Genomic DNA, 6,752 nt, shown 5'->3' with positions numbered 1-6,752 from the left:
CACACCCGTTCCCATACCGAACACGGAAGTTAAGCTCTCTAGCGCCGATGGTAGTTGGGACCTTGTCCCTGTGAGAGTAGGACGTCGCCAAGCAACTAAAACACGAGTCATTTGACTCGTGTTTTTTTGTATTGTTAAAAAGAATGGGAAAGAAGTAATGGTAATACAAACACGTTGCCCAAGAGTTAATCATATTATATAAGAGATGGGTGTATATTTTTCTGGAAATTGTTAAGGATTAGAAGTATAAAATAGGTTCACTTAAATAGGGAGGGAAGGTTATGAAATTACAAAGTGAAGTTTGTATTGTTTGTGAGACAAAAAGAAAAGAAGGTATATATGTTTATAATAATTTAATATGTTATGAATGTGAAAAGGATATGGTGAACACAGAGACAGATGATCCAAAATATATACATTATTTAAAGCAACTTCGAAAATTAGAAGTATCATATTTTTAAATAGGCATATGCCTATTATTTTTTTTGTTCTGTATAATAGATGGAGAATGAATTATAAGGAAGAGATGTAGATGAATCAAAATCATATGCCTTTATATGAGGCGTTAATAGAGTTTAAAGAAAGAGGGTCGTTATCTTTTCATGTTCCAGGTCATAAGAATGGTTTAAACTTCCCTCAGAAGGCAATAAGAGAGTTTAAAGATATTCTATCTATTGATGTAACTGAGTTAGCAGGACTGGATGATTTGCATAGTCCGTTTGAATGTATAGATGAGGCACAACAATTATTGACTGAAGTGTATGGTACAAAGAGAAGTTATTTTTTAATTAATGGTTCAACAGTCGGGAACTTAGCAATGATTTTGTCTTGTTGCAGGGAACATGATATTGTTCTTGTACAAAGAAATTGTCATAAATCAATTATTAATGGTTTAAAACTAGCGGGAGCAAATCCCATTTTTTTAGATCCATGGATTGATGAAGCTTATAACGTACCAGTGGGAGTTCGTAATGAAATTATTAAGAAAGCAATTGGAAAATATCCAAATGCGAAAGCACTCATTTTAACGCATCCTAATTATTATGGTATGGGGATGGATTTAGAGGCAAGCATCGCTTTTGCACATGCACATAAAATCCCTGTTTTGGTAGATGAGGCACATGGGGCACATCTTTGTTTGGGAGAACCATTCCCAAAATCAGCGTTAACATATGGTGCAGATATTGTAGTTCATTCTGCACATAAAACATTACCCGCAATGACAATGGGTTCCTATTTACATATAAATAGTCACTTAGTAGACGAAGAGAAGGTTACTACTTATTTAAGTATGCTACAATCTAGTAGTCCATCGTATCCAATTATGGCTTCCTTGGATATAGCACGCTTTACAATGGCGCGTATAAAAGAAGAAGGACATGGTGAAATTGTTGAGTTTTTACGGAGATTTAAGGAACAGTTACGTTCTATTCCACAAATCGCCATTTTAGAATATCCGTTGCAAGACGAGCTAAAGGTTACCGTACAAACTCGTTGTCAGTTATCAGGGTACGAATTACAGTCCGTATTTGAAAATGTCGGTATATATACAGAGATGGCTGATCCGTACAATGTCCTATTTATTTTACCCCTGCAAGTAAATGAGGAGTATATGAAGGTTATAGAGATGATCCGAGTAGCATTGCAACATTATGACGTGAAAGACAAGAGGGAATCTATTCGTTATACTTATAAAGGTGAATTCTCTCCTTTGCCGTATACGTATAAACAACTAGAAGGATATGGAACAAAGATAGTATCTATAGAAGAGGCTGTTGGAATGATAGCGGCGGAAATGGTAATTCCGTATCCACCTGGAATTCCATTGGTTATGTATGGAGAGAGAATTACTTCAGAGCATAAAGAGCAAATTATGTATTTAGAGAGAGCAGGAGCTCGTTTTCAAGGTAATACGAAATATATGAAAGTGTATGATATAGAAAGTAGGTTTTAGGATGAAGGGATTATTTGTAACAATTGAGGGTCCAGAAGGTTCAGGTAAAACAACGTTAATTAAAAGCTTATTACCATATTTTGAACAAAAAGCACAAAAGGTAATGGCGACAAGGGAACCAGGTGGTATTGCAATTTCTGAGGACATTAGGACGATTTTACATAAACAAGAATATACGATGATGGAAGCACGTACAGAAGCGCTTCTTTATGCTGCTGCGCGCAGACAGCATTTAGTAGAAAAAGTTATGCCAGCACTTAATGAGAACTATCTCGTGCTATGTGATCGTTTTATAGATAGTTCTTTAGCATATCAAGGCTATGCAAGAGGGTTGGGTATGGATAAGGTATTTGAAATAAATCGTTTCGCAACAGAGGACTGTATGCCTAGTTTAACAATTTATCTAGACATTGAGCCTGAGGTTGGTTTGGCTCGAATTGAAAAAGATGCAGGACGTGAAGTAAATCGACTAGATATGGAAGATATCTCTTTCCATAAACGTGTGCGCGAAGGGTATTTACAAGTTGTAGAACGTTTCTCGGATCGTATTGTATTGGTAAATGCTGATCAGCCGATGGAAAAACTTATAGAAGAAGTTGTTCAGATTATAGAAGATAAATTGTTATAATAGAAGGAAAGAATGAAATAAGTGAGGTATGCATTATGATGAAGACGTGGGAGCAGCTTTCTGCTATACAACCCATCGGTGTAAAAATGTTGATGAATAGCATTGCAAAAGAGCGTATATCCCACGCTTACTTGTTAGAGGGAGGGAAAGGTACGGGAAAGTTTGCGACAGCAATTCAAATGGCAAAGAGTTTCCTCTGTTCTCAGCGGAATGGAGTAGAGCCCTGCCATGTATGCACAAATTGTAAGCGAATTGATTCAGGTAACCACCCTAACTTACATATTGTAAAACCAGACGGATTATCTATTAAGAAGCAGCAAATTCATGATTTACAAGAAGAGTTTTCAAAAACAGGATTAGAGGCAAATAAAAAATTATATATTATTGAGCACGCAGATCGTATGACAGCAAATGCGGCAAATACACTTTTGAAATTTTTAGAAGAACCAAGTAGTGATACAACCGCTATTTTAATTACTGAACAAAGTCATCAAATTTTAAATACGATTTTATCTCGCTGCCAAGTTGTTACGTTTAGACCGTTACCTACGGAATCTTTAATTAGAAGATTACAGGAAGAAGGTATTACAGCATCTTTATCGACACTTGCTGCTCAACTCACAAATAGTTTTGATGAAGCTTTAGCTTTATGTAGTGATGAATGGTTTGCACAAGCACGAGCTTTAGTGATAAAATTATGTGAAGCGCTCGAAAAAGATAAAACCGCTATTTTTTTTGTACAAGAAAAATGGGGAAAACACTTTGGAGAGAAAGAACAATTACAACAAGGTTTAGATATGTTACTCCTTATTTATAAGGATTTACTATATGTTCAACTTGGAGAAGAAGATCGTCTTGTTTTTCATGAGCAGAAAGAGATGTTTGAATCGTTTTCCTATGCTCAGAAGCGCATTGTATCAGCTCTCTTTAATATATTAGAGGCAAAAAATAGAATCAACGCTAATGTAAATGCGCAGCTTGTGTTCGAACAGTTAGTGTTGCGGTTGCAGGAGGGATGACCGTTTTGTATGATGTAGTAGGTGTTCGCTTTAAGAAGGCCGGAAAGGTATATTACTTTGATCCAAATCAGTTCGATATCTCTGAAAATGAGTTTGTCATTGTAGAAACGGTAAGAGGTATTGAATACGGAAAAGTAGTTATTACCAAAAAGCAAGTTGATGAAAACGACGTTGTATTACCGCTAAAAAAGGTTATTCGTATTGCAAATGAAAATGATCGTACCATTGTTGAAGAGAACAAACATGCTGCAAAAGAAGCATATCAAGTCTGTCAACAAAAGGTAGTAGAGCATAATCTTGATATGAAACTTGTAGATGTAGAGTATACATTCGATCGTAATAAGATTATTTTCTATTTTACTGCGGATGGTCGGATCGATTTCCGCGAACTAGTGAAGGACTTAGCGGCAATTTTTAGAACAAGAATTGAACTAAGACAAATTGGTGTTCGTGATGAAGCGAAGATGCTAGGTGGTATTGGTCCATGTGGTCGTATGCTTTGTTGTTCTACTTTTTTAGGAGATTTTGAACCTGTATCCATCAAAATGGCAAAGGATCAAAATTTATCATTAAATCCTGCAAAAATCTCTGGTTTATGTGGTCGCTTAATGTGTTGCTTAAAATATGAGAATGATGAATATGAGGCAGCAAAGGAACAACTTCCTGATTTAGATCAACGTATACAAACCCCGCATGGTACTGGCCGTGTTATCGGATTAAATATTTTAGAAAGATTAATTCAAGTGGAACTAGTAGACAAGGAACGGATAGTAGAATATACGTTAGATGAGTTAGTGAATAAAGGGGTCGTTTCGAGTCAAACCACAGATTAATGAGGTGGGTGCTTGTGGAGAAAAAAGATATTTTTGAATCGGTTTCTAGTATGGAAGAGCAAATTGGACATTTATACAAACAGTTGGGAGAGTTAAAACAGCATCTTGCAGAGTTGTTGGAAGAAAACCAGCATATAAAAATGGAAAATAACAATTTGCGACGCCGTTTTGAAGAAGTGCAGAATAAAGAAAAACAAAAACCTCAAAAACGTAAAGAAGTGAAGCCGAAAACAGATATTGGTGAGGGCTATGACAATTTAGCGAGACTGTATCAAGAAGGTTTTCATATTTGCAATCTACATTATGGAAGTGTACGTAAAGAGGGAGATTGTTTGTTCTGTCTGTCATTCTTAAATAAAAAGTGAAATTACCTTTCCAATTATAATTGGAAAGGTAATTTTTTATACATGAAATAGGGTAGGTTAAGGGTAAGAAAAGGAGCAGTATATGAATTTATATGAAGATGAACGTTTAGATTACTTATTAGCGCAAGACATGAAGATTATACAAAGCCCATCAGTATTTAATTTTTCTTTAGATGCGGTTTTACTTGCAGATTTCGCATGGGTACCAATTCAAAAGGGGAATTTACTTGATTTGTGTACAGGTAACGCGGTTGTCCCCCTTTTATTAAGTACAAGAACAAAAGGAAAGATTACTGGTGTGGAAATTCAAGAACGCTTATATGATATGGGAGTAAGAAGTGTTCAATATAATGGGCTGGAAGAAAGAATTCACCTCATACATGGAGATTTGAAAGATATGCCAGAGAAACTCGGGCGTCACCAATATGATGTTGTTACATGTAATCCACCATATTTTCAAACACCTCAAACTTCAGAGAAAAATATGAATGAACATTTAGCGATAGCTCGTCATGAAATTATGTGTACATTAGAAGATGTTGTATCTGCAAGTAGTCAGTTAGTAAAACAAGGCGGGAAAGTAGCATTTGTACATCGTCCAGGACGATTACTCGACATCGTCACATTAATGCGTAAATATAAAATTGAACCAAAGCGTGTGCGATTTGTTTATCCTAAGGTTGGAAAAGAAGCAAATACATTGTTAATTGAAGGAATTAAGGATGGGAATGCAGATTTGAAAATTTTACCACCCCTCGTTGTGTATGAGAACAATAACGAATATACAAAGGAGATACGTTCAATTTTATATGGAGAAGAATAAGCATTTTTTTTATGTGGTAGAGTGCTCTGATGGAAGTTATTATGCTGGATATACAAACCATATCGAAAAACGAATTCAGACTCATAATAGCGGCAAAGGAGCTAGGTATACACGCGTCAGGCGTCCTGTCGTTTTAAAATATGTAGAGACCCACGATGATAAGCGTACAGCTATGCAAGCGGAGTATTATTTTAAGCAATTAACGAGAAAACAAAAAGAGGCATATATGCAAAAAGGAGAACGCTATGTGGCAACAAAAAAGCTTTCAACAAAATGAAAAGGGAGTTTTATATTTAGTACCAACTCCTATTGGAAATCTAGAAGATATGACATTTCGTGCAATCCGAATTTTAAAAGAAGTTGATTTAATTGCTGCTGAAGATACGAGACAAACGAAAAAACTTTGTAATTATTTTGAAATTGAAACACCTGTCACGAGTTATCATGAGCATAATAAAGAAGTAAGTGGGAAGAAAATATTAGAGAAATTAGAGGATGGAAAGAATGTAGCACTTGTTAGTGACGCTGGTATGCCGTGTATTTCTGATCCAGGTTACGATATTGTTGTTGAGGCAGTAGCTGAGCAATATCATGTAATTCCGCTTCCTGGAGCAAATGCAGCCCTTACAGCATTAATTGCATCTGGTCTTGAAACAAAGCAGTTTTATTTCTATGGTTTCTTGCAGAGAAATAAAAAGGAACGAAAGATGGAGTTAGAAAAGCTTCGTTATGTACAAACTACAATGATGTTTTATGAAGCGCCTCATCGTTTAGATGATACTTTAATTTCGATGCAGGAAGTGTTGGGAAATAGAGAGATTGTATTATGTCGGGAGTTAACGAAAAAATTTGAGGAATTTATTCGAGGAACAGTCGAAGAAGCAATTGAGTGGACGAAGCAAAATGAGGTACGTGGTGAGTTTTGTATTTTAGTAGCTGGTTCGACAGAAGAACCTGCTCCAGAAGAACAATGGTGGGAATCTCTTTCAGTATATGATCATATTGAACATTATATAAATGAAAAAGGTATGAATTCAAAAGAAGCGATTAAAACAGTCGCTAAAGATCGAGATTTGTCGAAAAGAGATGTATATCAAATCTATCATGTCGATAAAAAATAAGCTTCTCAT

Annotated in this window: 9 protein-coding genes and 1 rRNA gene; all 10 read left to right on the top strand. The window is 35.7% G+C overall.

Annotation, left to right across the window (positions count from 1 at the left end; all coding sequences use genetic code 11):
• Positions 1–93 (top strand): 5S ribosomal RNA (gene rrf / locus MR167_RS20875); the annotation flags it as partial.
• A gap of 188 nt (positions 94–281) precedes the next feature.
• Positions 282–461 (top strand): sigma factor G inhibitor Gin, encoded by a 180-nt coding sequence (locus MR167_RS20870; protein WP_000776279.1) that lies wholly within the window; start codon positions 282–284, stop codon positions 459–461.
• A gap of 71 nt (positions 462–532) precedes the next feature.
• Positions 533–1,954, top strand: coding sequence for an aminotransferase class I/II-fold pyridoxal phosphate-dependent enzyme (locus MR167_RS20865; RefSeq protein WP_242315373.1), 1,422 nt, complete (start codon positions 533–535; stop codon positions 1,952–1,954).
• A 1-nt stretch (position 1,955) separates the two neighbouring features.
• Complete coding sequence (gene tmk / locus MR167_RS20860; protein WP_000677218.1) at positions 1,956–2,582, top strand: dTMP kinase; 627 nt, start codon at positions 1,956–1,958, stop codon at positions 2,580–2,582.
• Positions 2,583–2,617: 35 nt separating this feature from the next.
• Complete coding sequence (holB, locus tag MR167_RS20855; protein WP_242315371.1) at positions 2,618–3,601, top strand: DNA polymerase III subunit delta'; 984 nt, start codon at positions 2,618–2,620, stop codon at positions 3,599–3,601.
• Between the two features lie 5 nt (positions 3,602–3,606).
• Positions 3,607–4,434, top strand: a complete 828-nt coding sequence (locus MR167_RS20850) for a PSP1 domain-containing protein (protein WP_000272429.1) — start codon at positions 3,607–3,609, stop codon at positions 4,432–4,434.
• A 14-nt stretch (positions 4,435–4,448) separates the two neighbouring features.
• A complete protein-coding gene (yabA, locus tag MR167_RS20845; protein WP_000412064.1) occupies positions 4,449–4,799 on the top strand; it encodes a DNA replication initiation control protein YabA in 351 nt (116 codons plus the stop codon).
• Positions 4,800–4,881: 82 nt separating this feature from the next.
• Positions 4,882–5,622, top strand: coding sequence for a tRNA1(Val) (adenine(37)-N6)-methyltransferase (locus MR167_RS20840; protein ID WP_001055355.1), 741 nt, complete (start codon positions 4,882–4,884; stop codon positions 5,620–5,622).
• On the top strand, positions 5,609–5,899 hold the full coding sequence (locus tag MR167_RS20835) for a GIY-YIG nuclease family protein (RefSeq protein WP_000414353.1): 291 nt from the start codon (positions 5,609–5,611) through the stop codon (positions 5,897–5,899). Before MR167_RS20840 ends, MR167_RS20835 begins: the two co-directional genes overlap by 14 nt.
• A complete protein-coding gene (gene rsmI / locus MR167_RS20830; RefSeq protein ID WP_000267816.1) occupies positions 5,868–6,743 on the top strand; it encodes a 16S rRNA (cytidine(1402)-2'-O)-methyltransferase in 876 nt (291 codons plus the stop codon). The genes MR167_RS20835 and rsmI overlap by 32 nt, the downstream gene beginning before the upstream one ends.
• Positions 6,744–6,752: the final 9 nt, after the last annotated feature.

Origin of the sequence: Bacillus cereus group sp. BfR-BA-01355 (assembly GCF_022663675.1) — a bacterium.
Lineage (GTDB): Bacteria > Bacillota > Bacilli > Bacillales > Bacillaceae_G > Bacillus_A > Bacillus_A thuringiensis_S.
Note: the sequence above shows the minus strand (reverse complement) of the source record. Positions and strands in the feature narration are given on the sequence as shown.